30 protein-coding genes are annotated in these 26,733 nt (G+C 43.2%); 5 read left to right on the top strand and 25 right to left on the bottom strand.

Annotated features, from left to right (window positions below; genetic code table 11):
• Positions 1-2 precede the first annotated feature (2 nt).
• The gene (locus tag D8863_RS05240; RefSeq protein ID WP_125388815.1) at positions 3-479 is read right to left on the bottom strand and encodes a cell wall elongation regulator TseB-like domain-containing protein; all 477 of its coding nucleotides are present in this window, start codon (positions 477-479) and stop codon (positions 3-5) included.
• 118 nt (positions 480-597) lie between these two features.
• Between D8863_RS05240 and D8863_RS05235 the strand changes: the two genes are divergently transcribed.
• On the top strand, positions 598-1,044 hold the full coding sequence (locus D8863_RS05235; protein ID WP_125441292.1) for a MarR family winged helix-turn-helix transcriptional regulator: 447 nt from the start codon (positions 598-600) through the stop codon (positions 1,042-1,044).
• Positions 1,045-1,135: 91 nt separating this feature from the next.
• The gene (locus D8863_RS05230; RefSeq protein WP_125441291.1) at positions 1,136-1,684 is read left to right on the top strand and encodes an NADPH-dependent FMN reductase; all 549 of its coding nucleotides are present in this window, start codon (positions 1,136-1,138) and stop codon (positions 1,682-1,684) included.
• A 31-nt stretch (positions 1,685-1,715) separates the two neighbouring features.
• Here D8863_RS05230 and yaaA read toward each other — a convergent pair whose 3' ends face one another.
• The 5 genes from yaaA to D8863_RS05200 form a co-directional block, all read right to left on the bottom strand.
• Positions 1,716-2,444: a peroxide stress protein YaaA gene (gene yaaA / locus D8863_RS05225; protein WP_125441290.1), complete on the bottom strand. Its 729-nt coding sequence runs from the start codon at positions 2,442-2,444 to the stop codon at positions 1,716-1,718.
• 79 nt (positions 2,445-2,523) lie between these two features.
• Positions 2,524-2,655 carry a DUF3953 domain-containing protein gene (locus D8863_RS05220; RefSeq protein ID WP_002874755.1) on the bottom strand — a complete coding sequence of 44 codons (132 nt, stop codon included), beginning with the start codon at positions 2,653-2,655 and terminating at the stop codon, positions 2,524-2,526.
• An 86-nt stretch (positions 2,656-2,741) separates the two neighbouring features.
• Positions 2,742-4,337, bottom strand: coding sequence for a hypothetical protein (locus D8863_RS05210; protein ID WP_125441289.1), 1,596 nt, complete (start codon positions 4,335-4,337; stop codon positions 2,742-2,744).
• Positions 4,338-4,348: 11 nt separating this feature from the next.
• Positions 4,349-4,759, bottom strand: coding sequence for a peptide deformylase (locus tag D8863_RS05205; protein WP_125441288.1), 411 nt, complete (start codon positions 4,757-4,759; stop codon positions 4,349-4,351).
• Between the two features lie 104 nt (positions 4,760-4,863).
• Positions 4,864-7,560 carry a cation-translocating P-type ATPase gene (locus D8863_RS05200; protein ID WP_125441287.1) on the bottom strand — a complete coding sequence of 899 codons (2,697 nt, stop codon included), beginning with the start codon at positions 7,558-7,560 and terminating at the stop codon, positions 4,864-4,866.
• A 307-nt stretch (positions 7,561-7,867) separates the two neighbouring features.
• Between D8863_RS05200 and D8863_RS05195 the strand changes: the two genes are divergently transcribed.
• The gene (locus D8863_RS05195; RefSeq protein ID WP_125441286.1) at positions 7,868-9,061 is read left to right on the top strand and encodes a cation diffusion facilitator family transporter; all 1,194 of its coding nucleotides are present in this window, start codon (positions 7,868-7,870) and stop codon (positions 9,059-9,061) included.
• 52 nt (positions 9,062-9,113) lie between these two features.
• Here D8863_RS05195 and D8863_RS05190 read toward each other — a convergent pair whose 3' ends face one another.
• The 9 genes from D8863_RS05190 to cdaA all read right to left on the bottom strand — a co-directional run bounded on the left by D8863_RS05190 (position 9,114) and on the right by cdaA (position 18,250).
• Positions 9,114-9,725 carry a hypothetical protein gene (locus tag D8863_RS05190; protein ID WP_125441285.1) on the bottom strand — a complete coding sequence of 204 codons (612 nt, stop codon included), beginning with the start codon at positions 9,723-9,725 and terminating at the stop codon, positions 9,114-9,116.
• The gene (locus D8863_RS05185; RefSeq protein ID WP_125441284.1) at positions 9,722-11,590 is read right to left on the bottom strand and encodes an ABC-F family ATP-binding cassette domain-containing protein; all 1,869 of its coding nucleotides are present in this window, start codon (positions 11,588-11,590) and stop codon (positions 9,722-9,724) included. Before D8863_RS05185 ends, D8863_RS05190 begins: the two co-directional genes overlap by 4 nt.
• The gene (locus D8863_RS05180; RefSeq protein WP_125441283.1) at positions 11,587-12,786 is read right to left on the bottom strand and encodes a CCA tRNA nucleotidyltransferase; all 1,200 of its coding nucleotides are present in this window, start codon (positions 12,784-12,786) and stop codon (positions 11,587-11,589) included. The genes D8863_RS05185 and D8863_RS05180 overlap by 4 nt, the downstream gene beginning before the upstream one ends.
• On the bottom strand, positions 12,783-13,550 hold the full coding sequence (gene dapB, locus D8863_RS05175; RefSeq protein ID WP_125441282.1) for a 4-hydroxy-tetrahydrodipicolinate reductase: 768 nt from the start codon (positions 13,548-13,550) through the stop codon (positions 12,783-12,785). The genes D8863_RS05180 and dapB overlap by 4 nt, the downstream gene beginning before the upstream one ends.
• A gap of 376 nt (positions 13,551-13,926) precedes the next feature.
• A complete protein-coding gene (locus D8863_RS05170; RefSeq protein WP_125441281.1) occupies positions 13,927-14,775 on the bottom strand; it encodes a DegV family protein in 849 nt (282 codons plus the stop codon).
• A 2-nt stretch (positions 14,776-14,777) separates the two neighbouring features.
• Complete coding sequence (locus tag D8863_RS05165; RefSeq protein WP_001050092.1) at positions 14,778-15,152, bottom strand: DUF1149 family protein; 375 nt, start codon at positions 15,150-15,152, stop codon at positions 14,778-14,780.
• A gap of 73 nt (positions 15,153-15,225) precedes the next feature.
• Positions 15,226-16,578, bottom strand: coding sequence for a phosphoglucosamine mutase (glmM, locus tag D8863_RS05160; RefSeq protein WP_000521455.1), 1,353 nt, complete (start codon positions 16,576-16,578; stop codon positions 15,226-15,228).
• 30 nt (positions 16,579-16,608) lie between these two features.
• Positions 16,609-17,406, bottom strand: a complete 798-nt coding sequence (locus D8863_RS05155; protein ID WP_125441280.1) for a CdaR family protein — start codon at positions 17,404-17,406, stop codon at positions 16,609-16,611.
• A complete protein-coding gene (gene cdaA / locus D8863_RS05150) occupies positions 17,393-18,250 on the bottom strand; it encodes a diadenylate cyclase CdaA (RefSeq protein WP_033630051.1) in 858 nt (285 codons plus the stop codon). The genes D8863_RS05155 and cdaA overlap by 14 nt, the downstream gene beginning before the upstream one ends.
• A gap of 136 nt (positions 18,251-18,386) precedes the next feature.
• Here cdaA and D8863_RS05145 point away from each other — a divergent pair, with 136 nt between their 5' ends.
• Positions 18,387-19,355, top strand: a complete 969-nt coding sequence (locus D8863_RS05145) for an NAD(P)/FAD-dependent oxidoreductase (RefSeq protein ID WP_125441279.1) — start codon at positions 18,387-18,389, stop codon at positions 19,353-19,355.
• 32 nt (positions 19,356-19,387) lie between these two features.
• Here D8863_RS05145 and whiA read toward each other — a convergent pair whose 3' ends face one another.
• The 10 genes from whiA to D8863_RS05095 form a co-directional block, all read right to left on the bottom strand.
• Complete coding sequence (gene whiA / locus D8863_RS05140; RefSeq protein ID WP_125441278.1) at positions 19,388-20,299, bottom strand: DNA-binding protein WhiA; 912 nt, start codon at positions 20,297-20,299, stop codon at positions 19,388-19,390.
• A complete protein-coding gene (locus D8863_RS05135; protein WP_042902709.1) occupies positions 20,296-21,273 on the bottom strand; it encodes a YvcK family protein in 978 nt (325 codons plus the stop codon). The genes whiA and D8863_RS05135 overlap by 4 nt, the downstream gene beginning before the upstream one ends.
• On the bottom strand, positions 21,270-22,160 hold the full coding sequence (rapZ, locus tag D8863_RS05130; RefSeq protein WP_000163039.1) for an RNase adapter RapZ: 891 nt from the start codon (positions 22,158-22,160) through the stop codon (positions 21,270-21,272). Before rapZ ends, D8863_RS05135 begins: the two co-directional genes overlap by 4 nt.
• A 51-nt stretch (positions 22,161-22,211) precedes the next feature.
• Positions 22,212-22,592: a RidA family protein gene (locus tag D8863_RS05125; RefSeq protein WP_001140420.1), complete on the bottom strand. Its 381-nt coding sequence runs from the start codon at positions 22,590-22,592 to the stop codon at positions 22,212-22,214.
• A gap of 9 nt (positions 22,593-22,601) precedes the next feature.
• Complete coding sequence (gene yihA, locus D8863_RS05120; protein WP_125414342.1) at positions 22,602-23,189, bottom strand: ribosome biogenesis GTP-binding protein YihA/YsxC; 588 nt, start codon at positions 23,187-23,189, stop codon at positions 22,602-22,604.
• An 8-nt stretch (positions 23,190-23,197) separates the two neighbouring features.
• Entirely contained in the window at positions 23,198-24,430 is a 1,233-nt protein-coding gene (gene clpX, locus D8863_RS05115; RefSeq protein ID WP_002874765.1) for an ATP-dependent Clp protease ATP-binding subunit ClpX, read from the bottom strand.
• 31 nt (positions 24,431-24,461) lie between these two features.
• A complete protein-coding gene (locus D8863_RS05110; protein ID WP_000442252.1) occupies positions 24,462-24,632 on the bottom strand; it encodes a hypothetical protein in 171 nt (56 codons plus the stop codon).
• A complete protein-coding gene (locus D8863_RS05105) occupies positions 24,632-25,138 on the bottom strand; it encodes a dihydrofolate reductase (protein WP_125441277.1) in 507 nt (168 codons plus the stop codon). The genes D8863_RS05110 and D8863_RS05105 overlap by 1 nt, the downstream gene beginning before the upstream one ends.
• A gap of 118 nt (positions 25,139-25,256) precedes the next feature.
• Complete coding sequence (gene cmk, locus D8863_RS05100) at positions 25,257-25,931, bottom strand: (d)CMP kinase (protein ID WP_000849406.1); 675 nt, start codon at positions 25,929-25,931, stop codon at positions 25,257-25,259.
• A gap of 9 nt (positions 25,932-25,940) precedes the next feature.
• Positions 25,941-26,450 carry an SAG1386/EF1546 family surface-associated protein gene (locus D8863_RS05095; protein ID WP_000410188.1) on the bottom strand — a complete coding sequence of 170 codons (510 nt, stop codon included), beginning with the start codon at positions 26,448-26,450 and terminating at the stop codon, positions 25,941-25,943.
• A 45-nt stretch (positions 26,451-26,495) separates the two neighbouring features.
• Between D8863_RS05095 and D8863_RS05090 the strand changes: the two genes are divergently transcribed.
• Positions 26,496-26,699 (top strand): ferredoxin, encoded by a 204-nt coding sequence (locus D8863_RS05090; protein ID WP_002874767.1) that lies wholly within the window; start codon positions 26,496-26,498, stop codon positions 26,697-26,699.
• Positions 26,700-26,733 lie beyond the last annotated feature (34 nt).

Raw genomic sequence — 26,733 nt, 5'->3', positions numbered from 1 at the left:
CCTTATTGGATCACTGCTCCTGTTTCAAAGTCAACCAGATAGTACTGGTTTCCTGACTTGACTTCCCAAATCGGCTTGTCCTGATAGCGACCAAAAGTGACTTTGTCAATGTCGCTAGCTCCTTTTTCCCTCGAAATCGTCGCCGCCTTGTCTTGAGAAATCCCCTTATCAAGCTGATAAACATAAATCTTGTGGTCATTCTTTTCAATCAGTACGGCAATGGCCTCTTGCTTTTTATTATGTCCCAGAACACTGTAATAGCCCTCTAGACCATTGTAGAAATCAACCTGATCTGCCTTTTCCAATTCTGCATACTGCTTGGCCAGTTTTTCTCCTTCAACCCTAGCATCTTGATAGGGTTTCATGCTGAGTGATATCAGATAAAGAAAAGAAGTCGTCATGACTAGTAGTACCAGAGAAATGCCGATTCCATACTGTAAAAGTAGCTTGTTTTTTGCTTTTTTCTGTCTTAGTTTCACTCGTCTATTTTACCATCTCTCCTCCTTTATTACAAGTGAAGACAGGAACATTCTAAGAATCTTTCCCTATAAAATATAAGTTCTTGTTTTTCTCTCTCATTATTGATAAAATAACCTTATGAAACAATATTTGAAAAAGAAAATTTCCGATAATCAATTAGACTTAAAAACAGCTATCGTCCTCAATAAAGCCATACGAACTTTTAAACCATATGAAGCCAAGGCTGCTAAAGAACACGGGCTAACACCCACTCAATTTTCCGTTCTGGAAACCCTCTATAGCAAGGGGGAACTGCGCATTCAGGATTTGATTGAAAAAATGCTGGCCACTTCTGGAAACATGACTGTTGTCATTCGAAATATGGTTCGAGATGGGTGGATTTCTAGAACTTGCGACCCCAAGGATCGTCGCTCCTTTTTCCTGAAATTAACACCTGCAGGACGCAGAAAAATCGAAGAGGTTCTTCCTGACCATATCGATTCTATCGTAGAAGCACTCAGCATCTTGGAAGATGGCGAAAAGGAAGACTTAATCCGCATTTTAAAAAATTTTAAAAATTTGTGAGCAAAATTATTGCTAATTAGTACTATTTGTTGTAACATGGATGGTAACAAAAGAGTTCGCTCTTTGAATTTTAAACTAAAGGAGACACATCATGTCTAAAAAAGTACTATTTATCGTCGGATCACTACGCCAAGGTTCTTTCAACCACCAAATGGCCCTCGAAGCTGAAAAAGCACTTGCTGGAAAAGCGGAAGTTAGCTATCTTGATTACTCAGCTGTTCCTCTCTTCAGCCAAGATTTAGAAGTTCCAACTCATCCAGCTGTAGCTGCTGCTCGTGAATCAGTCCTTGCTGCGGATGCTATCTGGATCTTCTCTCCAGTCTACAACTTCTCTATCCCTGGAACAGTGAAAAACTTGCTTGACTGGCTCTCCCGTGCCATTGATTTGTCTGATACACGTGGTGCTTCTGCCCTCCAAGACAAGTTTGTTACTGTCTCATCTGTAGCCAATGCCGGTCACGAGCAACTCTTTGCGATTTACAAAGACCTCTTGCCATTTATCCGCACACAAGTCGTTGGTGACTTTACAGCTGCTCGTGTCAATGACTCTGCTTGGGCAGACGGAAAATTGGTGTTAGAGGAAGCAACGGCTTCATCACTTGCAAAACAAGCTGACGACCTTCTTGCAGCCATCAACTAATCCAGCAAAAACCAGCTCGAATGAGCTGGTTTTATGCTTGTTTCACAAAGACGAGTTCTAAATCACTGGATAAATCAGGTTGGTAGTCAAAACCTGCAAAACTGAGCTGGCGAGCTTGTTCGACTGTTTGGACTTGCCCCTCTATCAAGGTGGTCAAAAAGGCACCACGGGCTTTTTTTGAAATGGTTGAGTGGATTTTCAACTGGCCTGCCTTGTCCTCCATAAATTTGAAGGTCACCATCTTTTCTCTAATTTCCTTCGAAAATACGGTTTCAAACTCTGATGATAGGAGTGAGAATATCAAGTCCTCGTCCTGAAGTGCCTCATCATAGGCTGATTTCCAATGAGTCTTTAAGGTTTTTCTAGCCACTTTTAACTTCATCAAGAAGTCCAAACGGTGTGGAGCCATAGGCGACAAGGCTGGGACAACACCGTATAAAGCCGAGGTAATCAGGACATGATTTTCAAGATAGGTTTGTTCAGCCTCAGCTAACCCATCTCGTTTGATGTAGCGATACATGAGACCATCGAAGAGTTTCAAGGCTGGATAATGTTTAGCCCTGTGATCTTTTAAAGCTTGAATATGAGCGTACTCTTCTTCTGCTTTCTCGGAAGATACCTTATAAAAAGTCTCTAATTCACTAGCTGAGTAATGCGCCAGTGAGTCAAGGACTTCCTGACTTTCTTCCCTCAAAGGGAGCGCTTCGATACAAGGATGGTTTGTGTTCATTTCTTTTGCTGTTGGGATTAAAATTTTCATATTGTTAGTGTAGCATATTTTTCAATCACGACCAAGAATTTCATCTTAAAAACCTCGGTTCATACCGAGGTTTCTCTGTTTATTTTGGCCATCCTAACCAGATAGCCACGAGAACAAGGGCTGTGCCAGCTAAGCTTGTTAAGATAGATAAGAATTTATCTTTTTTCTCCTTGAACTGAGAAAACCTATTTTTATACTCAATGAAAATCAAAGAGCAAACTAGGAAGCTAGCCACAGGCTGTACTTGAGTACGGCAAGGCGACGCTGACGTAGTTTGAATTTGATTTTCGAAGAGTATTATTGTACTTTAAAGGTCTTGAGATAATTATCTTTTCCAACTTGACCTTCGAAGGATTGGCCATTTTCGAGGTAAGGAAGGTCGTCTGACACTGAAGCCTTGACCTTATAAATCTTGCCATCAACTTTAAAGAAGTAGACGGTATCCCCCTTGATGACAGCCGATTTAAGATCTGAAACCACTCCCTTGATGTTTTCTACCGTTTCATTATCAAGCTCGAGGTCGTTTTTATTGGCATATTTGCTAAGGAGTTCATCTACCGTAGTAGCTACAATGACGTTTTGGTACTCCACGGCATCGACCAATGCATACTCCTTGACCAAGCCTGCATTGTCCTTCAAGCCCATGATATAAAGAGGCTTGTCATTGAGATTGACAAGGATAGGGAAGGTAGCCTTGTAGGCCTTCTCTTGCACTGCTCCCTCTGCAGAAGCACGGGCTGATTCTTCGGTTGCTGAAGCTAGATTGTACTTGGTGATTTCACCAGTGCGCATATTTTCAAGGATAAATCCTAGATTACTTTCGTCAGCGTTTGCTGAAGTCACCCCCGTGTAGAGATAGATGTCATTTCCGATAGAAAGATAGTTATAGCCCTCAGTCGTTTGGGTAACGTTTTTCTTAGAAATCAGGGCATTCCAAAAGCCGTCTTTATACTTGCCGTTGTAGTTGATTTGCTCGATGGTTTCTTCTGCTGGATAGACACGGTCCACCCATTCTGGCACTTCATCCAAGCTGTATTCCTTGGTTTCTCCATTAGTAGCGTCTAAGATAATAACAGATGAAGGACGAGGAACTCCTAGACCAAACCGTTTTTGATAAACGGTTGCTACATAGAAAGGATTGCCATCATCATCCACCTCAAAAGATGGGGTTTTAAAAATCTTGGTCGGGTACTTGATCCGAAGATGGCGTTTGACGTCACGGTTAAAATACTCGGAGTCCGAATACTTCATCGGTGTTTTTAAATCTACCAACTCCGCATTTCCTGTCACCATATCAACCTTGATATACTCGCCAATTCCCTTGGTTTGATTGTTAAACCATTTGATGGGATCAGCATACTCCAAGGGTGTAACTCGATAGGGTTTACCATCAACCGTCAGCTGGGTATAAGTATCTGCTGCTACGTACTGGGAGACCTTATCCGTCAGAGAACCTAGATAACGGTCTCCAATTTTTTCTGCAGTGCTCCGATCTAGGATTGGGACCTTACTGGTATCACTCTTAGGAAAATCTTTAAAATCTTTTTCTGTGATAGAGACCACATTAGCATAATTTTTGGCTTGGAAAAAGCTAGAGGTCACTAGACTTACCAGACCAGCGAGTGCAAAGATGATACCTGCAGTCAGAAACAATCCTCTACTAAGTTTGGTAAAAAGAAATCCTTCTAGATTGAGTTCGTTGGTAGCCTTGCCATGGCGTAGGTGAACTGTCTTGACGAGGTTGGTACCCTTGCGGAAACTAAACAAAATGCCCATCACCACTAGATGCCCACAGAGAAAGAAAATAAATTCCCAGCTAGTCAGATTGAAGGGTGGTAAAAAGATATACCAGGTCGTTGCGATAAAAACAAGTTCAAATAGTATGCGTTTCATCTGAATTCCTCCTAAATAATCCGTCCTTCCAAATGATCCAGTTCATGTTGGCAGATCTGAGCTGGAAAACCTGTTAGCGTAATGGTCAGCTCCTGCCACTTACTATCACGATAAGATACCGTAATCGTTTCATAGCGAGTTGTTGGTCGCACCCCAGTCAAGGACAAACATCCTTCCTCTGTCTCGTAAGGTCCTTTGTAGGAAAGGAGAATGGGGTTAAACATGACCATGGGAACCAAACCAAGATTAAAGATAATGACACGCTTCTGCACCCCAATCATATTAGCCGCCAGACCGACACAGGTCTCGCGATTAGCAAGCAGGGTATCCTGCAAATCCTTAGCTAGATAAAGGTCTTCCTGACTTGCAGCTTTCGAGACCTGCGACAAGAATAAGACATCTCGGACAATTTTCTTTTCCATTCTCTTTCACTCCTTGCTACTTTACTTTATTATAGCACAAAAGAGGGCAACTTCTAGTCCTTTCCCTCAAATGCAAAAAAAGCCATCCGAAGATGACTTTCTTTTTAAATCGCGTTCTTATCAAGACCAAGTTTACGTTGAACAAACTTGACGATTTCGACGATAAATATCATTGAGAAGCTTCCAGCCAGAACAATAGCCCATTGTGACAAGTCTAGTTTGGTTACGTGGAAGATTCCTTCAAGCGGTTCTACGACAATTGTTGCCATGAGAAGGATGAAGGATACCAAGATGGACCAGTTAAAGGTCTTAGACTTGAATGGTCCAACTGTCAAGATGGATTGGTAAACAGACTTGACGTTGTAGGCATGGAAGAGCTGAATCAAACCAAGCGTTGCAAAGGCCATGGTGAGGGCATCCGCGTGAATGGCGTGATTATCTCCTACATGGACCGGATAAGCAAGAGCAAGACCATAAACAGTCAAGACGAGTGCCCCTTGGAGTACACCTTGATAGATAATGGAACTCATGACCCCACCTGAGAAGAAGCTTGATTTGCGTCCACGTGGTTTGTGGGTCATAACACCTGGCTCAGCTGGTTCAACACCAAGGGCGATAGCTGGGAAGGTATCGGTTACCAAGTTAATCCACAAGAGATGAACTGGCTGTAGGACATCCCAACCAAACAAGGTTGATAAGAAGATGGTTAATACTTCAGCCGTATTGGCAGAAAGCAAGTACTGAATTGTCTTTTGAATATTTGAGAAGACCTTACGTCCTTCTTCAACTGCGACGATAATGGTCGCAAAGTTATCATCTGCAAGAATCATGTCAGAAGCCCCCTTAGAAACCTCTGTACCAGTGATTCCCATACCGATACCGATATCGGCTGTTTTCAGAGCTGGCGCATCATTAACACCGTCACCTGTCATAGCAACAACCTTACCTTGTTTTTGCCAAGCCTTGACGATACGAACCTTGTGTTCTGGAGATACACGCGCGTAGACAGAGTATTGACCAACGACTTTTTCAAATTCTTCATCTGAAAGTTCGTTGAGTTCAGCACCAGTCAAGACATGGTCTTCCGAGTCATTTTCATCGATGATTCCCAAACGTTTGGCAATGGCTTCCGCTGTATCTTGGTGGTCACCAGTGATCATGATTGGACGGATTCCCGCTTCCTTAGCGACACGAACAGCTTCTGCCGCTTCGGCACGCTCAGGGTCAATCATCCCAATCAAACCAGTAAAGATCAAGTTGTTTTCAAGCTCTTCAGAAGTAAGATTTTCTGGAATACTATCGATAATCTTATAAGCACCTGCAAGGACACGCAAGGCTTGGTGAGCCATTTCCGAGTTGTTTGTATGGATTAATTCAGTGACTTTCTCATCAATCGGAGCAACATCTCCAGCCTTATCACGAGCAACACAACGTTTCAAAAGTTGATCTGGAGCCCCTTTGACTGCTACGAGGAATTTGCCATCTGGCAATGGATGAACCGTTGACATGAGTTTACGATCTGAGTCAAACGGCAATTCAGCTACACGAGGATATTTCTCTAAGAACCCTTTAACATCGTAACCCTTGTCCAAGGCATACTGGATGAAGGCTGTTTCCGTTGGATCCCCGATCAGGTTTCCTTCAGCATCAATCTTGGTATCATTAGCTAAGACAACTGAACGAAGTAGGGGCATGTCCAATCCAAGTTCAATCTCATCAGATGAGTCATGTAGGACTGCGTCATAGAAGACTTTCTCGACTGTCATCTTGTTCATGGTAAGCGTACCCGTCTTATCAGAAGCGATGATTTCTGTTGAACCAAGTGTTTCGACTGCTGGCAACTTACGAACGATAGAGTTTCGTTTGGCCAAAACTTGAGTACCAAGGGCAAGAACGATCGTCACGATAGCTGGGAGTCCTTCTGGAATGGCTGCAACAGCAAGCGCAACAGAGGTCATCAACTCACCAAGTGGATTTTTTCCTTGAATGAAGACACCAACAACAAAAGTAACAAGGGCAATGACCAAAATTGCATAGGTCAAGACCTTAGAAAGGTTGTTCAAGTTTTGTTTAAGTGGTGTATCCGTCTCATCCGCATCTTGGAGCATACCAGCGATATGACCCACTTCAGTATACATACCTGTATTGACAACAACACCAAGACCACGACCATAAGTCACATTTGAGTTTTGGAAGGCCATATTGACACGGTCACCAATACCAGCATCTGCAGCGAGCTCGACTGTCAAGTCTTTTTCAACTGGAACAGACTCACCTGTCAAAGCTGCTTCTTCGATTTTAAGAGAATTAGCTTCTAGCAATCGTAGGTCTGCTGGCACTACATCACCAGCTTCGAGAGCTACGATATCACCTGGCACCAATTCTTTGGAATCAATCTCAGCCATGTGTCCATCACGAATAACGCGAGCAGCTGGACTAGACATAGACTTGAGGGCTTCGATTGCTTCTTCTGCTTTTCCTTCTTGGTAAACACCGAAGGCAGCGTTGATGATAACCACGGCAAGGATAATGATGGCATCTGCGATATCTTCTCCACCAGAAGTTACGACTGACAAGATAGCCGCTGCTACTAGGATGATAATCATCAAATCCTTAAATTGCTCGATAAACTTGACTAGGAGAGATTTTTTCTCACCCTCTTCGAGTTCATTGCGTCCATATTCAGCTAGACGTTTCTGTGCTTCACTTGACGAAAGACCTTGCTCAGTTGCTTCAACTGACTTCAAGACCTCTTCAGGACTTTGAGTATAAAACGCTTGGCGTTTTTGTTCTTTTGACATGTGTCTCCTCCTTGACATTGTGTGCAAAACAAGTTCTCTTTTAGTTTTATGACAAACAAAAAGAGACCTGTTAATCATAACAAGTCTCGCTGTTTAAGATAGTGCCGGAAAACATACTTTTCAGTATACAATTCGGAATGACGACACTATCACAGGTTTCTGCCAGCTACTCCCTTGAGTAGTACTATTATATCAAAATTTGAACAATTTTCAAGAATTAAAATCCGATGAAACAAGACTAAATTTGAATTTTCCCATGAAAACCAGTATAATGAAAACAGAATCTCAGCACTAGAAAGGAAGTCCGATGAATCAATCCATATCAAATCTCAAGTTGGCGGAACGTGGTGCCATTATCAGCATTTCGACCTACCTCCTCTTGTCTGCGGCAAAATTAGCGACTGGCCACCTCGTACAGTCTTCCAGTTTGGTAGCGGATGGTTTCAACAACGTATCCGATATTATCGGAAATGTTGCTCTTCTGATCGGTATTCGGATGGCGCGCCAGCCTGCAGACCGTGACCATCGTTTCGGTCACTGGAAAATTGAAGATTTGGCTAGTTTGATTACTTCCATCATCATGTTCTACGTTGGCTTTGATGTTCTTCGGGACACCATTCAAAAAATTCTCAGTCGGGAACAGACAGTTATCGACCCTCTGGGTGCAACTCTCGGAGTCGTCTCTGCGGCAGTCATGTTCGCAGTTTATCTCTATAATACTCGCCTCAGTAAGAAATCCAAGTCCAAGGCGCTCAAGGCTGCCGCCAAAGACAATCTTTCCGATGCTGTCACCTCGCTTGGGACTTCCATTGCCATCCTAGCCAGCAGTTTTAATTATCCAATCGTGGATAAACTGGTCGCTATCATCATCACCTTCTTTATCTTAAAGACAGCCTATGATATCTTCATCGAGTCTTCCTTCAGTCTTTCAGATGGTTTTGATGACCGTCTGCTAGAGGACTACCAGAAGGCCATCATGGAGATTCCAAAGATTAGTAAGGTTAAGTCCCAAAGAGGTCGCACCTACGGTAGCAATATCTATCTTGATATCACGCTAGAGATGAATCCCGACCTATCAGTCTATGAAAGTCACGAAATTGCAGACCAGGTCGAATCCATGCTAGAAGAACGATTTGGTGTTTTTGATACTGATATCCACATCGAACCGGCTCCTATACCTGAAGACGAAATTTTGGACAATGTCTATAAAAAACTACTCATGCGCGAGCAATTGATTGACCAAGGCAATCAATTAGAAGAACTCCTTGCTGAGGACTTTATCTATATCCGTCAAGATGGAGAACAGATGGACAAGGGCGCTTACAAAGCTGCAAAAGAACTACCTACTACAATCAAGGATATTCAGATTACTTCCATTAGTCAAAAAACCAAGCTCATTTGCTATGAGTTAGATGGTATCGTCCACACCAGTATCTGGCGTCGCCATGAGACTTGGCAAAATATTTTCCATCAGGAAACAAAAAAAGAAGACAAAGAGTAACCCTATCCAGTAGATAGGGCTTTTTGATTGATTGTCTTTAAGCTAAACGGCCTTATAGCTGTTTGGAAGATTTGGTTTTCGAAGCTTGTGTTGTCTGTTTTTTTGCTTGACGATTTTGTTCGATACGCCATTCTCTTTCATAGTACTTCATGGTCTCGTATACCCTTTCAGGAAGACCTACATCTAGTAGAAAGATAGGGATAATCAAATCTGCTGACGGATGAAAAGGGAAACACACTTTCTTCAGTAGAGTTAGAAACGATGGTTTTTTCACATTTTCCTTGTTTTTAAAATAAACTTCAATCCGGTAGGAGTCCCTATACTTCCCTCGAATCCGAGAGAAGGAAAAGTCCTCTACATCTGCCCAAGCATAGAAACGACTAGGTTTCTTTGGATTTTGTTTGTAGTAAAACCCCTCGACTGTACATTTTAAATATTCCTTATCAGAGCTTAACAGCCTGTATGTCTGATAAATGACTACTCCAGCACAAAAAAGTACAACCAGCATTAACAAAAGGCTTATCGTATGAAGTTTAGTCCCCTTTTGAGAGTACAAACGAAGATAAGAGAGAGGCAGCAAGAAGAAAAGCACTGAAGCCAAGCCAAACAAGGCATTCCAAATGATTTTCTTGGGACTATGTTTAATGACTTTTTCTTCCATCATGCCAACTCACTTAGGTATTCATAGCGCTCGTATTTTTCAAGGAGTTCTTCATTTTTCTCGTCTAGCTCTTTTTGAAGAGTAGCTAGTTTACCAAAGTCAGAGCCGTTTGCCTGCATTTCTTCTTCAATAGCAGCGATACGATTTTCCAAGGCTTCAATATCGCCTTCAATGCTTGCCCACTCCTGCTTTTCTTGGTAGGTCATGCGTTTCTTGTCTTCACGGACCTTGACCACTTTCTCCTTTTCGGCCTTTTGCACTTGATTGGCCATCTCTGTTTCAAAGGCTTTTTCATCAAGATAGTCGGTGTAATGGCCAAAGAAAGTACGAATCTTGCCATTCTCAAAGGCGAGAATCTTGGTCGCTACCTTATCCAAGAAATAACGATCGTGGCTAACTGTCAAGACAGGACCTGCAAAGCCCTGCAAGAAATTTTCCAAGACTGTCAAAGTCGCAATATCTAGGTCATTGGTTGGCTCGTCCAAAAGAAGAACATTGGGTTTTTCCAAGAGCAATTTGAGAAGATAAAGTCGTTTTTTCTCGCCACCAGACAATTTCTCAATCAAGGTTCCATGCGTCGAACGTGGGAAGAGGAACTGCTCTAGCAACTCTGCAATGGAAGTCGTAGAACCACCACTGGTCTTAACCTCTTCTGCTACTTCCTGCAGGTAATTGATAACGCGCTTGCTCTCGTCTAAGCCTTCGATTTGTTGAGAGAAATAGGCAATGCGAACCGTCTCACCGATGATAACTTGACCTTTAGTCGGCTCAAGACTCCCTGCGATGAGATTAAGCAGAGTTGACTTCCCCACACCATTATCCCCAACGATTCCGATACGGTCTTTGGCTTGCACTAAGAGATTAAAATCTTGCAAAATGGGCTTGTTTTCATATGCGAAGGAAACATTCTGAAACTCGATGACTTTTTTCCCAATCCGACTGGTTTCAAAGTTCATGGTTAAGTCTGTCTCAGTAGGATTATCTGAAACTTCCTTTTTCAAATCGTGGAAACGATTGATACGGGCCTGTTGCTTGGTCGCACGTGCCTGTGGTTGTCTGCGCATCCAGGCCAGTTCTTGCTTATAGAGTTGTTCTTTTTTGTGGAGAAGAGCTGCATCACGCTCATCTTGTTCCGCTTTTAGGCGAACATAGTCCTGATAATTTCCCTGATACTCGGTCAAGCCTGCTCGGTCCAACTCGAAAATCCGCGTTGATAGTGCATCTAGGAAATAACGATCATGTGTGATACAGAGAACGGTCTTCTTAGAATTTTTCAAAAAAAGAGTCAGCCACTCGATGGTCGCAATATCCAGGTGGTTGGTCGGCTCGTCCAGAAGCAAGAGGTCGTGGTTTCCGAGGAGAACTTGCGCCAACTGGACCCGTCTTCTCAGACCGCCTGACAATTCACCAACTGGAGTCGACAAATCCTGAATACCCAACTTGCTGAGAACAGTCTTGACCTGACTTTCGATTTCCCAGGCTTGAAGAGAGTCCATCTCAGCCATGACCCGTTCCAAACGAGCCTGCTTGTCCTCACTGTAGTTGAGCATGATTAACTCATACTCACGAATCAACTGGATTTCCTTGAGGTCGCTAGAGAGAACCGTATCCAAGACCGTCTTGCTATCATCAAAATCAGGATCCTGGGTCAAGTAGCCAATCTTATAGTCATTCTTTGCCGAAAAGGGACTGACATCCCCATCAAATCCTGAAACTCCAGAAAGAACATCTAAAAGGGTAGTCTTACCTGTTCCATTGACACCAATTAGACCGATTCTGTCCAAGTCATGGATGATAAAGGAAATATCCTTAAAAACGGTCTTGTCACCAACGGATTTGCTTAGTTTTTCAACGATAAAATCACTCATTTTTTCTCCCTCAGGTAAGCATGGATGGCTTGTCGGTCATTTTCCAATTCTCCATCGACAATGGCATACTCAATCTCTGTTAAAATCTCTCCCAAGTCTGGCCCTGGTTGATAGCCATATTCCTTAATCAAAATTCCACCGTTAATCTGGATTTCTTTCTTATCATGAATGGTCAAACTCTGGTAAGTTTCTTTGATGGCTTGTGGGTTGACTTCTTTCCCTTGAGCCTGACGAAGACTTTCGGCTTGTAGAAGGGAATCCAAATCAAAGCGGTAACAATCGCGCTTGCTCAGCTCTCCTTCTTCTCGCAAAGTCAAAATAGTCAGCAAATCCTGAACCTGCTTAGCAAACTGGCGTGAGGTTTTCCATGCCTTCAAAAATGGCTGTGTATCTTTAATCTCCAAAGTCCACAATAGAGCTGCCCAAGCTTGTTCAGAAGATTCAAAAGTGAAATCATTCTCCAAATCAAACAGTCTGTTGAGCTTGTCCTGACTCCCTACCATGTCTGGAAGATAGTCATAAGCTCGACTCTCAATCATGGAAGACAGACCAACTCGCCAAAAAGGTGCCAGCAAGAGTTTATCAAACTCAACGAAGGTGCGCTCTACAGAAATTTTCTCCAAGAGTGGCGTCAAAGTCTTCATCGCCTCAAAAGTTTCTGACTCAAGTTTAAAACCGAGACTGGCCTGAAAACGGAAACCACGCATAATCCGCAGAGCATCTTCGTTGAAACGCTCACTAGCCACTCCAACTGCTCGCAAGACTTGGTTTTCCAAATCCTCTAAACCATGAAACAAGTCAATGATTTCACCTGTCTCATCCAAGGCAAAGGCATTAACTGTGAAATCACGACGTTTGAGGTCTTCTTCTAGCGAACGCACAAAGGAAACCGCACTGGGTCTGCGATAGTCCACATAGACATCTTCAGTTCGAAAGGTGGTTACCTCATACTCTTCATCCCCATCTAAAACCAAGACAGTTCCGTGCTCGATTCCGATATCGGCTGTTCGCGGAAAAATCTGCTTGGTCTCCTCTGGATAGGAAGAAGTCGCAATATCCACATCGTGGATAGGACGATTGAGGAGGGCATCTCGAACAGAGCCCCCAACAAAATAGGCCTCAAAGCCTGCTTCTTTAATTTTTTCTAATACTGGTAAAGCCTTCTGAAATTCAGAAGGCATTTGCGTTAATCTCATAATAAGTGTTCTAATCCATAGACAAGCTCATGACGCTTGACAACTTCTTTGATTCCCAAATTGACCCCTGTCATGAAGGAGCTACGATCATAGGAGTCATGACGAATGGTCAATCCTTCTCCCTGATTGCCAAAGATAACTTCCTGATGAGCTACCAAACCTGGTAGACGGACTGAGTGGATCCGCATGCCATCAAAGTCAGCACCACGGGCACCAGCAATCAATTCTTCCTCGTCAGGCGCACCTTGCTGGATCGACTCACGCACTTCCGCCATCAACTCAGCCGTTTTAATAGCTGTTCCACTCGGAGCATCTTTTTTCTTGTCATGATGGAGCTCGATAATCTCCACATTTGGGAAATATTTGGCAGCCTGCGCCGCAAATTGCATCAGCAAGACAGCTCCCAAGGCAAAGTTAGGGGCAATCAAGCCACCCAAATCTTGTTCACGGGAAAATGCTTTTAGTTCTGCAATTTCTTCACTAGTGAACCCTGTTGTTCCTACGACTGGAGCAAAGCCATTTTCAAGGGCAAAACGCGTATTTTCGTAAGCAACGGCTGGTGTAGTAAAATCCACCCAGACATCCGCTTCAAAACCAGCCAAGTCAGCCTTATCATTAAAGACAGGAATCCCCTGCCACTCTGACTCAGACTCAAAAGGATCCAAAACTGCGACCAAGTCCAAGTCTGGATCAGCCAAGACCATCTGACAAGCAGCTTGGCCCATCTTTCCCTTAAAACCGGCAATAATTACTCGAATACTCATCTCTACTCCTGTCTAAGATACAAAGGACGTTAGCTGCCCATGAAAAATAGGGAATGGCGCTGACTTTCCATGAAAGGCAAGACAGGCATCTTTTTTCAAGAGGCAGGTAGGCCGTGTTCAATTGCTAAGATACAAAGCCTGTAAGAACACAAAGTGAAAATAGGAGTTCTGATCAAGGAGTGTCTACTCCTTGGAAGAACTATCTTTTTCACACAGAGTTCTAGGCGTGTTCAATTATCAAGATACAAAGGACGTTAGCTGCCCATGAAAAATAGGGAATGGCGCTGACTTTCCATGAAAGGCAAGACAGGCATCTTTTTTCAAGAGGCAGGTAGGCCGTGTTCAATTGCTAAGATACAAAGCCTGTAAGAACAATTTAGACGATTGGTGTATAGCTCAAGGCGATACTACCTTCTCCAAGGTGGGTCCCAATGACACTACCAAAGGTTTCAATTGGAATTTCAGCAGTCACACCACTCTCCATCAAAAGCTGACGTAAATCCGCTGCCTTTTGAGGAGCGTTCCCATGAATGACTGTTATACGGTAGTCCCCATCTTTTGTCAACTTCTTGATGATTTCCACCAAACGTTTGATTGCTTTCTTTTCCGTACGAACTTTTTCGTAAACTTCAATCACACCTTGGTCATTGAAATAAAGAATAGGCTTGATACTGAGGAGATTCCCTAAGATGGCTGCCCCATTTGACAAACGTCCTCCTTTAACCAAGTGGTCGAGGTCATCTACTATGATAAAGGCTGAATTATCAGCAATTTGAATCCCCAACTTCTCCTGAATCTGGGCAAAATCATCGCCTTGTTCTGCCCATTCAAAGGCACTCTCTACCATAAATCCTAGAGGGGAGCTTGTGATATGGGTATCCGGAAAGGCAATGGTCAAGCCATCATACTCATCCAACATGTATTGGATGTTCTGATAAAAGCCTGAAATTCCTGACGAAAGAAAGAGTCCTAAGACATGGGTATAGCCCTCATCTTTCAAGGAACTTAGAATCTCATCCAGTTTAGCAATACTTGGTTGACTAGTTTTAGGCAATTCTGCAGACTGAGCCATTTTTTGATAAAATTCCTCAGCAGTCAGATTGACACCTTCGTCATACTCCACTCCATCGATATTGACAGGAATATCCAAGATAAATAGATTCTCTCTTTGCAGCGTCTTCTCCTCTAAATAGGCTGAAGAATCTGTAATGACAGCTAATTTCATGACTAAAACTCCAAATTGATCCCTGGAAGATCCAAGGCGATTTCTGTTACTTCATACGTCAAACGATTGAGCATGTTCAAACATGGACGTGCCAGAGTTTCGACTTCTTCTTGGTTAAATTCGCTTGGTTCGTTAACAATGCGACCTTCCACATGGTTAACTTGAGAAATTGTTCCGCTGATGACAAATTTGTCAAAGACAATCATGAAACTCAAGATAACGACTAAAGAAGTTACTTGGTTTTCTTGGTCATGTTGGAGCAACTGAAAGTTCACGTCTACCTTGGTTTCAGGAGCTCCATTTTCATTTTCCCATTCAAAGTTACGAGCATCAAAGTGATACTGGCTAACAAATTCTTGTTCTCGTTTAAGATTCATTTTTCTCTCCCATTGCTACAATTTACTATGCAATTGTACCACATTTTTATCATTTCATCTAGTTTTCTAGGCTTTAGTCAATTCCGATTTCATCTTTAACAACAGCAGCAATCGTATCGACGTAGTAGTTAACTTCTTCTGTCGTAGGAGCTTCTGCCATGACGCGCAAGAGGGGTTCTGTTCCACTTGGACGGACAAGGATACGACCGTTCCCTGCCATTTCTTCTTCCATCTTTTCGATGATTGTCTTGATGGCTGGTACTTCCATGGCTTTCTCTTTCATGGCATTTTCCACTCGGATATTAACCAGTTTTTGTGGGTAAATCGTCACTTCTGATGCCAGTTGAGACAAGCTCTTGCCTGTTTCTTTCATGATTTTAGTCAATTGGACAGCTGATAATTGACCATCACCAGTTGTGTTGTAATCCATCAAGATAACGTGACCAGACTGTTCACCACCAAGGTTGTAGCCTGATTTTCTCATTTCTTCAACGACATAGCGGTCACCAACAGCAGTCACTGCCTTGTTAATACCAGCACTCTCCAAGGCCTTATGGAACCCAAGGTTAGACATAACCGTTGTCACGATGGTGTTTTGAGCCAACTGGCCTTTTTCAGAAAGGTATTTTCCGATGATGTACATAATCTTATCACCATCAACGATGTCACCATTTTCATCAACAGCAATCAAACGGTCACTGTCTCCGTCAAAGGCCAAACCAATAGCTGACTGGCTTTCTTTAACCACTTCTTGAAGAGCTTCTGGATGTGTAGAACCCACATTCAAGTTGATATTCAGACCATCTGGTGTCTCACCAATAACAGTTATTTGAGCCCCAAGGTCTGCAAAGATTTGACGAGCACTCGTAGACGCTGCACCGTTTGCTGTGTCCAAGGCCACTTTCATTCCCTCAAGAGGAGTTCCAGTTGAAACAAGGTAGCCTTCATACTTACGCAAACCTTCTGGATAGTCCACTAAGGTTCCCAAGCCTTCGGCACTTGGACGAGGAAGGGTGTCTTCTGTAGCATCCAACAAGGCTTCGATTTCTGCTTCTTTTTCGTCATCAAGTTTGAAGCCATCCCCACCAAAGAATTTAATTCCATTATCAAGGGCTGGGTTGTGACTAGCGGAAATCATGACACCTGCACTGGCTCCCTCAGTTTTGACCAAGTATGCTACTGCTGGTGTTGCAAGGACACCGAGTTTGTAGACGTGAATCCCTACAGAGAGGAGACCTGCCACTAAGGCTGATTCTAACATTTCTCCTGAGATACGTGTATCACGTCCTACAAAGACTTTAGGGGCTTCTGTTTCGTGTTGGCTAAGAACATAGCCACCAAAACGTCCTAGTTTAAAGGCCAATTCTGGCGTCAGTTCTACGTTTGCTTCTCCACGGACTCCATCGGTCCCAAAATATTTACCCATTTTATTTATCATCCTTTTCTACTATTTTATTTAGTCCTGTTTAGACGAGTCTGGTTTCGTTTCTGAACTCGTTGAAGACGAACTGCTGGTTGAAGAGCCCGTTGACGAGGTCGCTGACGAAGAACTCGAGCTAGACGATACTGTCTTGGTTGTAATTTTCATTGTAGTGTCAAATGGCATAATGACGCTTGGTAAGACATTTCCATTTTTATCGACTGCTTGTAGAGGAACAGAAGCCGAATAGTTACCTGTTATCCGTTCACTCGTTGGCAAGATGGCAATGACACGATCTACTCTAGAGAGAGTTTCCTCGTCACTAATAACCGTTACTTTTTCATCTGACACAGTAACTGTATCAATTTTCACACGAGAATCAATCTGACTAGGGTCAATCTCAGGCACAACGATTACATTGTCTCGTTTTGCTTTTTTACCAACCTTCACTGTTATCTTTTGCGGTGTTGCAACAGCGGTCAAACCACTCGGTAAATTTTCAATGGTTAGAGGAACTTCAATGGTCCCTACACTGGCATTGGTTAAGTCAGCTTTGACCTTGAATTTTCGAGTGCTTTCCTGCATCTCACTCGCCAAAGCAACTCTGTTTGACCCTGTTAGAAAGACGGTCACTTCAGATGTAAAACCACTGATAAAATACTGATCACTGTCATACTGAATATCAATTGGGACATTAAGGACCGTATTGGTATAAGTTTCTGTTCTCACCTGTCTAGCACTATTGCTATTCTGGTAGTTTGTAGAAGTCGCATAGATAAAGAGGATGCAGGCGAAAAAGAAGGAAGAAATAATATAAAGACTATTTTTTCTCATGTTTTAATCCTCCTAGCAGACGCTCTTTCAGACCTTGTTTTTTCTCTGATGTTGGAAGCAAGATTCTTCTTAACTCCGATTCAAACTCTTCCAAGGTCAAATCATGCTTAAAGACTCCATTATAGGTGATTGAGATTCCGCCTGTTTCCTCTGAAACCACAAAGGTAAGAGCATCCGATACTTCTGACAAACCAATCGCTGCCCTGTGACGTGTCCCAAATTCCTTGGAAATTCCTGTATTTTCAGTCAGGGGTAGGTAGGCTGAAGTTACGGCAATCCGATCTTCTCTGACAATGACCGCACCATCGTGCAAGGGAGTGTTGGGGATAAAGATATTGATCAATAACTCAGAAGAAATCTTAGCATCTAGAGGAATCCCAGTTGAGATATATTCCTGCAAGGTTCTTACTCGCTGAACAGCTACCAGAGCACCAATCTTACGGGGGCTCATGTACTCGACTGATTTGACAAAGGCACGAACCATTTGCTCTTCCGCACTAATAGGGGCATTGTAGAAGAAATCCGTAGCCCGGCCCAATCGTTCCAAACCAGTCCGAATCTCTGGTGAAAAAATAACTACTGCTGCGATAACCCCATAAGTGATGATCTGATTGATCAACCAGGAAATGGTTGTCAAACCAATCATATTGGACAGAATCTGACCTAAAATAAAGACCAGAACTCCCCGCACCAAAATCATGATTTTGGTCCCTGCAATCGCTTTGGTAAAATGATATAAAATATAAGTCACAATGAGAATATCTATCAGATTGGTGACTATTGTCCAAGGGCTTGAAAACAAACTCGTCCAGTATTGCAAATTGGATAATGGTTGAAAATTCATCCCTGGCCTCCTCCCTGTCAAAACACTTTCTGTACTATTATACCATTTTTTGCCCATTTTTTCCCTATCCTACCTCATTTTAAATTAAGCAAAAATATGATAAAATAAACTGACTAGAAAAAACAAAGGAGAAATCATGTCTCAACTCTATGATATTACTATTGTAGGTGGCGGTCCTGTTGGGCTCTTTGCTGCCTTTTACGCCCACCTACGCCAAGCCAAAGTCCAAATCATCGACTCTCTTCCTCAGCTAGGTGGCCAGCCCGCCATCCTCTACCCTGAGAAGCAAATCCTTGATGTGCCAGGTTTTCCAAACTTAACTGGGGAAGAGCTGACCAATCGCCTGATTGAACAGCTAGATGGCTTTGACACACCTGTTCACCTCAACGAAACTGTTCTTGAAATAGAGAAACAAGATGAAGGTTTTACCATCACAACCAACAAGGGAAGACACCTGACTAAAACAGTCATCATTGCCATGGGTGGCGGTGCCTTTAAACCACGACCACTCGAATTAGACGATGTTGAGGACTATGAAAATATCCACTACCACGTTTCCAACATTCAGCAATACGCTGGCAAGAAAGTGACCATCCTTGGTGGTGGGGACTCTGCAGTGGACTGGGCTCTGGCTTTTGAAAAGATTGCCCCAACTACTCTCGTTCACCGTCGAGATAATTTCCGCGCCTTGGAACATAGTGTGCAAGCTCTACAAGAATCATCAGTAACCATCAAAACACCGTTCGTTCCCAGCCAACTCCTTGGAGATGGAAAAACGCTCGACAAACTAGAAATCACCAAAGTCAAAGCAGATGAAACCGAAACGATTAAAGTAGACCATCTCTTTGTCAACTATGGTTTCAAATCATCTGTTGGCAATCTTAAAAATTGGGGGCTGGACCTCAACCGTCACAAGATTATCGTCAATAGCAAGCAAGAATCCAGCCAAGAGGGTATCTACGCCATTGGGGACTGCTGCTACTATGAAGGTAAGATTGATTTGATTGCTACTGGACTAGGTGAAGCTCCAACAGCTGTTAACAATGCCATTAACTACATCGACCCTGAGCAAAAAGTACAACCCAAACACTCAACCAGTTTATAAGAAAAACACCACGAATCAACTGATTCGTGGTTTTATAATTCATCTGCAATCTTGTTTATTTTTCTCAGTCTGTGGTTGACACCACTCTTGGTCAGGGGATTGCTCAAGCTATCTGCCAACTGCTGGATAGAGTAGTCTGGATGCTGGATTCGCAACTGCGCTACCTCCTGCAAATCCACGGGTAAATTTTCCAAACCGATTCTATCTTTGATTTTACCGATATTATTGATAGTCTTCATGCTGGCAGAAACTGTCCGAGCGATATTAGCTGTCTCGGCATTATTAGCCCGATTGAGATCATTACGGGTTTCACGCAAAATCTTGACGCGCTCAAAATTATCACGCGCCTGCATGGCCCCAATCACGATCAAGAAATCCATGATGTCCTCTGCACGTTGAAGATAGGTAACTGCACCTTTCCTGCGCTCAATGACCTTAGCGTCCAGCAAAAACTGCTGAAGAAGAGAGGCTAGTCCTTGGGCGTGGTCCAGATAAACGGAACTGATCTCCAACTGGTACTTGCCAGACTCCGGATCTCGGATGCTACCATTTGCCAGAAAGGCCCCACATAAGTAAGCACGTCCAGCCTCCTCATCTGCTAAGATGTCAGGATCAATGCCCGTCTCCAAACCAAAGAAGGAATCCGCAAGCCGCAAATCAGCTAAAAGCTCCTGCACCCTCTCATCAGTATAGACCGTATAGACTCGGTTCTTACGAAGATTACTTCTCTGATGGTGACGAATTTCTGACTTGATGTCATAAAAATGGAGAAAAGACTCATAGAGATGCCGAGCCAACTTGGCATTTTCAGTCACGACTGACAAGGTTAGGCCAGAAGTCGAGAGACCGATACTGCCAGACATCTTGATGATGGCTGATAATTCATGACGACTGAGATGGTGTTGACCAAGAATTTCCTCTTTTACTGCAACTGTAAAACTCATTTTCTCACCTGTATGATGCGCATCAATTCATCTACAATCAAATCGCCATCATGGAAGGCTCCTCCATTTTCCAAACGAAGGAAGTTGGATGAAATCACACGAGGAACCTGTTTGCAAAGACCAGCAAAGTCATGCTCTACCTGAACCAAATACTCATCAAAACGGTTGGTATCCATGTATTCTCTAGGAACCTTTTCGATATTCACCAAGACCGTATCAATAAATGGCCGACCTAAGTGTCGATGGAGGACTTCCACGTGGTCACTGTCTGAAAAGTACTCTGTTTCCCCACGCTGGGTCATGATATTGCAGACATAGGCGATCTCTGCCTTAGTCTCCAGTAGAGCCTGCCCGATCTCCTCAATGACAATATTTGGCAAAATCGATGTAAAGAGGGAACCAGGTCCCAAGACGATCATATCACTCTCGAGAATGGTATTGACCACTCGACGGCTGGCTTGCGGTGTTTCATCATCCAAGGTATTGGTCACATAGACATGGTCGATCATACCTGGATGATCTGCAATGTGGCTCTCACCTGCCACCTCAGAACCGTCTTTAAAGACTGCATGCAGTGTCAAAGGCTGATCGCTTGATGGGTAGATTTTTCCTGTTGTGTGAAAAAACTTACTGAGTAATTGCATAGCATTGTAGGTAGATCCTTGCATTTCAGAGAGACCTGCTATGATGATATTCCCCAGTGGATGACCCGCAAATGCTCCGGCCTCTTCTGAGAAACGGTACTGAAAAACCTTCTCATAAAACTTGGGCATATCCGACATGGCCACAAGGACATTACGGAGATCACCTGGTGGTGTCAGCTGTTGGATATTCTTTCTTAGCTCACCAGAAGAGCCACCATCATCAGCTACCGTTACGATAGCAGCAATATCAACATCCTTTTCTCGCAAGCTTTTCAAAATGACGGGGATACCTGTTCCTCCACCAATCACCGTTATCTTTGGTTTTCTCATGAACGGTTTACCGTTTCCTTTCTTCTGTCTTTGTCACGATGGCTTTCATTGACAGGCCAGTTTTTAGCAAGGTCCTCAGCGATTCGTTTGGCAAAGGCAACACTACGGTGCTGTCCACCTGTACATCCTACTGCGATGGTTAAAACAGACTTGCCTTCTTTTTTGTAGCTTGGCAAAATCGGTTCAATCAAGGCGAGTAAGTGCTGATAGAAACTTTCAGACTCTTCATGATTCATCACATAGTCATAAACTGCTTGATCCTCACCTGTCTGATTACGAAGCTCCGGAAGGTAGTATGGATTTGGCAAGAAACGGACATCAAAGACCAAATCTGCATCGATAGGAATACCATACTTGAATCCAAAAGACATGACCTCGATACGGAAAGACTGGGCTTGTTCTTGGTCTGAAAATTGCTCAGCAATGGTTTTACGAAGTTCACGCGGAGTAAGTTCTGTCGTATCTACCACATTTTGGCTCATGTTTTTCAAAGGTGCCAAAAGTTCACGTTCCAGCTTAATACCATCTAAAATTCGACCATCTGCAGCAAGTGGGTGACTCCGTCTCGTTTCCTTATAGCGTGCCACCAACTCCTTATCTGCTGCATCTAAAAAGAGAATTTTGAAATCCAAATCATCTTGGTTTTCCAATTCATCCAAAACGGCCTGAATCTCTGAAAAGAAGGAACGGCTACGCATGTCCACAACCAAGGCAAGTTTGTGGTCATCATCTTTAGTTTCAACCAGTTGCAAGAACTTTGGTAAGAGGGCTGGTGGCATATTGTCAATCGTAAAATATCCCAAATCCTCGAAGGACTGAATGGCTACCGTTTTCCCTGCGCCACTCATCCCTGTCACAATCACCAGGTGAAGTTGTTTCTTTGTCATCTATCTCTCCTTATATCAAAAAAAGTTTGGCAGAGCCAAACTTCAACTAGCTTATCCAATCTCTGCGATCACTTCAATTTCGACTTTTACATCACGAGGAAGACGTGCAACCTCTACAGCTGAACGAGCTGGAAATTCCTCTTTAAAGGCAGTCTGGTAAACCTCGTTAAAAGGAACAAAGTCATTCATATCGCTCAAGAAGCAAGTTGTTTTGACAACATGGTCAAAGTCTGTCCCTGCTTCTGCCAAAATAGCACCGATATTTTTCAAAACTTGTTCTGTCTGTTCTTGGATCGTTTCTCCTACAATTTCTCCAGTTTCAGGAGATAGGGGAACTTGACCGCTAGCAAACAAAAGATTGCCAACGATTTTCCCTTGAACATAAGGTCCGATTGCTTTTGGAGCTTTGTCTGTATGAATTGTTTTTGCCATTTCTTTCCCTCACAATTTTTCTAATATTGCGTCCCAAGCCTGATCCATCCCTGCCTTGCTAACAGATGAAAAGAGGATGAAGTCGTCACTTGGGTCAAAGTTTAATTTCTTTTTGATTGCTGATTCATGCTTGTTCCATTTACCACGAGGAATCTTGTCCGCCTTGGTCGCAACGATGATAACCGGAATCTCATAATACTTGAGAAATTCATACATCTGCACATCATCTGCAGACGGGTCATGACGAAAATCCACCAAACTGACAACCGCGCGGAGATTTTCACGAGTCGTCAGGTACTCCTCAATCATGCGCCCCCACTTTTCACGTTCCTTTTTGGAAACGCGGGCATAGCCATAACCTGGTACATCCACAAAACGCATCTTGTCATCAATGTTAAAAAAGTTGAGTAGCTGGGTTTTCCCAGGTTTTCCTGATGTACGGGCCAAATTCTTGCGGTTGAGCATGGTGTTGATAAAGCTAGACTTGCCAACATTTGAACGCCCTGCAAGGGCAATCTCTGGCAGGTCATCCTGCGGATAGTGGGACTTGTTTGCCGCACTGAGCAAGATTTCAGCATTGTGTGTATTGATTTCCATAGTCACCTCTAGGCTGTTTCTAGGATTGGTTTTTCCGTTCCATCGACAGCTTCTTTTGTGATGCGGACCAATTTCACATTTTCTTGACTTGGCACTTCAAACATAACGTCTAGCATGGTTTCTTCGATGATTGAGCGAAGACCACGCGCACCAGTTTTGCGTTCGATAGCCTTATTGGCGATTTCCTGAAGGGCTTCATCGTCAAATTCCAACTCAACGTCATCATAAGAAAGCAAGGTTTGGTATTGTTTGACCAAGGCATTTCTTGGCTCTTTCAGGATGCGAACCAAGTCATCTACCGTCAATTGCTCAAGAGCAGCGAAGACAGGCAAGCGTCCAATCAACTCAGGGATAATACCAAATTTTTGAATATCTTCTGCGATGATTTCCTGCATGTAGGAGCTGTTTTCGTCAATCGCCTTGTTATTTTGGCCAAAACCGATAACTTTTTCTCCCAGACGTTGTTTAACGATTTCTTCGATGCCATCAAAAGCACCACCTACGATAAAGAGGATATTTTTAGTATCCACCTGAATCATCTCTTGTTGTGGATGTTTGCGTCCTCCTTGAGGCGGTACGCTAGCGACAGTTCCCTCGATAATCTTGAGAAGGGCTTGTTGCACACCTTCACCCGAAACATCACGTGTGATAGACACATTCTCGCTCTTCTTGGCAATCTTGTCAATTTCATCCACGTAGATAATCCCACGCTCTGCACGTTCGATGTTAAAGTCAGCAGCCTGCAAGAGTTTGAGGAGGATATTTTCCACATCCTCACCCACATACCCAGCCTCAGTCAGAGCTGTTGCATCTGCAATAGCGAAAGGCACGTTCAAGCTCTTTGCCAAAGTCTGAGCCAAGAAAGTTTTCCCTGAACCAGTTGGGCCAATCATCAGGATATTTGACTTCTGCAAATCCACATCTTCTGACTCTTCACGCGTATCGTGGAAATTGATGCGTTTATAGTGATTGTATACAGCCACTGCCAAGGCACGTTTGGCACGATCTTGACCAATCACATAGTGATTTAGGATATTGAGGAGTTCGATTGGTTTTGGTACTTCAGACAAGTCTGCCAAAACTTCCTCGGCCAACTCCTCCCGAATGATTTCCTGGGCCAACTCCACACATTCATTACAGATAAAGGCGTTGTTCCCAGCGATTATTTTCTTTACTTCTTCTTGGCTCTTGCCACAAAATGAGCAATAAACCATCATATCATTTTTCCTATTTGTAGGCATGATTTCCTTCCATTCTAATTTATCATTCTATCTAAAATAAGGTCATATAAAAAGCGTGGACACTGTTTACCAGATTGGTAAAAGCATTCAACCAGAGTAAGGCAGACAGTCCATAGCGCTTCTTACGAAAAGCCTGTGCTCCAGTCAAAATACAGATCACACACAAAAAGGCTGTAAAAAATCCAAATATACTGCGCTCCATTAGACTTCCTTTCTCTTTCGGTATTGGATGGTGAAATCATAGTTGTTTTTCTCATCTCGCTCATAAGATTTGCTTGCGACTGTCTCAAAAAGAGACAAGTCAAAATCCTCAGGGAAATAGGTGTCTCCCTCCACCTGAGCATGAATCTGTGTCACAATGATTTCATCTAAATACGGCTCAAAAGCCTGAAAAATCTGCTTTCCGCCAAGGATATAGAGATTTTTTTCTTGACTCTGATACCACGCTAAAACAGACTCCACATCTTGAAATACGAGCGCCCCATCTATGACTTCTTCGCTATTGCGCGTTAAAATCAGGGTTTGCCGTTTTGGAAGCAGACGACGTCCCATGCCATCAAAAGTCACTCGCCCCATCAGTATAGCATGATTTAAAGTTGTTTCCTTAAAATGTTGCAACTCTGCTGGCAAATGCCAAGGGAGACGATCTTCCTTCCCAATCACACCTTTTTCATCTTGGGCCCAAATGGCTATGATTTTCTTTGTCATGCTTCCGTCCTTTTTATTGATACTACTATTTTATCAAAATTCTCCCAAAAAGGCTGTTTTGAAACGCGCGCAAAAGAGAGAAAAGGAGCAGGCTTCATTTAGCCTGCTCCTCTCGTCCCTAGGACATATATTTTTTTGCTTCTGATTCGATTTTTTCGACCACTTCCTGGATACTTAGTCCAGTTGTGTCAAGGTAAACTGCATCCTCAGCCTGTTTGAGAGGTGAGGTTTCACGGTGACTATCCTTGTAGTCACGCGCAGCAATCTCTTCTTTCAACGTTTCAAGGTCTGTTTCAATCCCTTTAGCAATATTTTCTTTGTAACGACGCTCTGCTCTTTCTTCAACAGAAGCCACTAAGAAAATCTTGAGTTCAGCTTGTGGTAAAACAACTGTCCCGATATCACGCCCATCCATGACGATACCACCTTGCTGAGCAATCTCTTGCTGGAGCGAAACCAGTTTCTCACGCACTTCAGGAATGGCAGCAATGCTTGAAACCTTGTTGGTCACTTCATTTTCACGAATCGGATGCGTAATATCAACATCCCCTACAAAAACAAGTTGCTCACCTGTTTCTGAACGACCAAAACTAATGGGGTGTTGGTTAAGAAGCTCAAGAAGTTGATCTACATTTCCTGCATCCAACTGGTGCTTAAGCGCTATATAAGTCGCAGCACGGTACATAGCACCCGTATCAAGATAAGTATAACCAAAATCCTTAGCGACAATCTTTGCGACCGTACTCTTACCACTCGAAGCCGGACCATCGATAGCAATTTGAATTGTCTTCATGACCGACTCCTATCTTGTCTTAATCACATCACCTGGGTTGGCAAACCAAGATCCAGATGACATGTGAGAAGGATTTAGGGCTTCTAGCTGGGCAATGGAAATCCCTGCACGTTGAGCAAGAGCTGCTTCTCCCTCTCCAGGCTGTACTGTAAGTGTTCCTTCACCCTCTGTAGTATGTTCTTCCGAACTGCTCTGTGAAGGTGTTGATTCAGAAGAAGTTGTTTCCTCTACCTTGCTACTTGAAGATGATGATGCTTCCACTTTAGAACTTGCACTTGTAGAAGGAGACGATGCATCATAGAAGTCCTTCAAAGATGAAGTACGATTGCTTCCACCGGTTGATAGGTAAATCAATACAACTACCATAGCTACAACAATTACAAAGAAGAGGCTAGCTAGAACCGTTAAGACACGATTCGCAACAACGCCTTTCCCTTTTTGTTTCCGGTGTCGACGCTCTGATCTTGTTTCTTCCTCATTGTTTTCGTAAATATCTTCTTGCCACGGTTCTTTTTCCATATCTTACTCCTTGTTTTTTTTACATTTTCTTATTACAATATAAATATGAAAGTCACACTTATACCCGAACGGTGCATCGCCTGCGGGCTTTGCCAAACCTATTCTGAACTCTTTGATTACCATGATAATGGAATCGTTCGATTTTACGATGATCCAGTCGAATTGCAAAGAGAAATCGCTGAGACCAGCGATGTTCTGGAGGCCATCAAAAATTGTCCTACAAGAGCACTTCTAAAAGATCCATCGTAGGAAGCAGGGAATAAATATAATTGATTTTTTCTCA

Origin of the sequence: Streptococcus oralis (assembly GCF_003943825.1) — a bacterium.
GTDB classification, from domain to species: domain Bacteria; phylum Bacillota; class Bacilli; order Lactobacillales; family Streptococcaceae; genus Streptococcus; species Streptococcus oralis_CD.
This window is presented reverse-complemented; position numbering and strand designations above follow the sequence as displayed.

Coding starts and splice junctions, on each gene's coding strand:
- D8863_RS05180 (WP_125441283.1), bottom strand. CDS start 12,786: ATGAGATTAACGCAAATGCCTTCTGAATTTCAGAAGGCTTTACCAGTA.
- rapZ (WP_000163039.1), bottom strand. CDS start 22,160: ATGACAAAGAAACAACTTCACCTGGTGATTGTGACAGGGATGAGTGGC.
- D8863_RS05095 (WP_000410188.1), bottom strand. CDS start 26,450: ATGGAAAAAGAACCGTGGCAAGAAGATATTTACGAAAACAATGAGGAA.
- D8863_RS05110 (WP_000442252.1), bottom strand. CDS start 24,632: ATGGAGCGCAGTATATTTGGATTTTTTACAGCCTTTTTGTGTGTGATC.
- D8863_RS05210 (WP_125441289.1), bottom strand. CDS start 4,337: ATGAAACGCATACTATTTGAACTTGTTTTTATCGCAACGACCTGGTAT.
- D8863_RS05170 (WP_125441281.1), bottom strand. CDS start 14,775: ATGAAATTAGCTGTCATTACAGATTCTTCAGCCTATTTAGAGGAGAAG.
- cmk (WP_000849406.1), bottom strand. CDS start 25,931: ATGAAGACAATTCAAATTGCTATCGATGGTCCGGCTTCGAGTGGTAAG.
- D8863_RS05195 (WP_125441286.1), top strand. CDS start 7,868: ATGAATCAATCCATATCAAATCTCAAGTTGGCGGAACGTGGTGCCATT.
- D8863_RS05205 (WP_125441288.1), bottom strand. CDS start 4,759: ATGGAAAAGAAAATTGTCCGAGATGTCTTATTCTTGTCGCAGGTCTCG.
- yaaA (WP_125441290.1), bottom strand. CDS start 2,444: ATGAAAATTTTAATCCCAACAGCAAAAGAAATGAACACAAACCATCCT.
- D8863_RS05090 (WP_002874767.1), top strand. CDS start 26,496: ATGAAAGTCACACTTATACCCGAACGGTGCATCGCCTGCGGGCTTTGC.
- D8863_RS05200 (WP_125441287.1), bottom strand. CDS start 7,560: ATGTCAAAAGAACAAAAACGCCAAGCGTTTTATACTCAAAGTCCTGAA.
- yihA (WP_125414342.1), bottom strand. CDS start 23,189: ATGGAAATCAATACACACAATGCTGAAATCTTGCTCAGTGCGGCAAAC.
- D8863_RS05190 (WP_125441285.1), bottom strand. CDS start 9,725: ATGATGGAAGAAAAAGTCATTAAACATAGTCCCAAGAAAATCATTTGG.
- D8863_RS05235 (WP_125441292.1), top strand. CDS start 598: ATGAAACAATATTTGAAAAAGAAAATTTCCGATAATCAATTAGACTTA.
- clpX (WP_002874765.1), bottom strand. CDS start 24,430: ATGCCTACAAATAGGAAAAATGATATGATGGTTTATTGCTCATTTTGT.
- D8863_RS05230 (WP_125441291.1), top strand. CDS start 1,136: ATGTCTAAAAAAGTACTATTTATCGTCGGATCACTACGCCAAGGTTCT.
- dapB (WP_125441282.1), bottom strand. CDS start 13,550: ATGAGTATTCGAGTAATTATTGCCGGTTTTAAGGGAAAGATGGGCCAA.
- cdaA (WP_033630051.1), bottom strand. CDS start 18,250: ATGAATTTTCAACCATTATCCAATTTGCAATACTGGACGAGTTTGTTT.
- D8863_RS05185 (WP_125441284.1), bottom strand. CDS start 11,590: ATGAGTGATTTTATCGTTGAAAAACTAAGCAAATCCGTTGGTGACAAG.
- D8863_RS05135 (WP_042902709.1), bottom strand. CDS start 21,273: ATGAGAAAACCAAAGATAACGGTGATTGGTGGAGGAACAGGTATCCCC.
- D8863_RS05125 (WP_001140420.1), bottom strand. CDS start 22,592: ATGGCAAAAACAATTCATACAGACAAAGCTCCAAAAGCAATCGGACCT.
- glmM (WP_000521455.1), bottom strand. CDS start 16,578: ATGGGTAAATATTTTGGGACCGATGGAGTCCGTGGAGAAGCAAACGTA.
- D8863_RS05155 (WP_125441280.1), bottom strand. CDS start 17,406: ATGAGAAAAAATAGTCTTTATATTATTTCTTCCTTCTTTTTCGCCTGC.
- D8863_RS05105 (WP_125441277.1), bottom strand. CDS start 25,138: ATGACAAAGAAAATCATAGCCATTTGGGCCCAAGATGAAAAAGGTGTG.
- D8863_RS05165 (WP_001050092.1), bottom strand. CDS start 15,152: ATGAATCTTAAACGAGAACAAGAATTTGTTAGCCAGTATCACTTTGAT.
- whiA (WP_125441278.1), bottom strand. CDS start 20,299: ATGAGTTTTACAGTTGCAGTAAAAGAGGAAATTCTTGGTCAACACCAT.
- D8863_RS05145 (WP_125441279.1), top strand. CDS start 18,387: ATGTCTCAACTCTATGATATTACTATTGTAGGTGGCGGTCCTGTTGGG.